This is a genomic window from Klenkia sp. AC732 (genome assembly GCF_979256525.1).
The window spans coordinates 1-233 of record NZ_CEEDOS010000187.1 but is presented as its reverse complement, the minus strand read 5'-3'; the positions used below and the strand labels follow the sequence as shown (position 1 = coordinate 233).

1 pseudogene is annotated in these 233 nt (G+C 71.7%); it reads right to left on the bottom strand.

Annotated elements, in window-relative coordinates:
• Positions 1 to 195 (bottom strand): annotated as a pseudogene (locus AC0IVP_RS22210) (TetR/AcrR family transcriptional regulator); the annotation flags it as partial.
• Positions 196 to 233: the final 38 nt, after the last annotated feature.

Sequence of the window (233 nt, the reverse complement as noted above, 5' to 3'; positions counted from 1 at the left end):
CTCGACGCAGGCCCGGGCGCCCAGGTCCACGACCCGGCGCACCTCCTCGTCGTTGCGCAGGTCGGACTCGAACACCAGCCGGAAGGCCTCGCCGTCGGTGCCTACTTCGACTTCATCGACGCCGACGGCGCCGTCGACGCGGGTCCGGTTGTCGTCGGTGCCGCTCATCGCCTGGCGGACCCGCTCGGTCAGCAAGCCCGTGCTCTACCAGCACTTCCCGGGCAAGCGGGAGC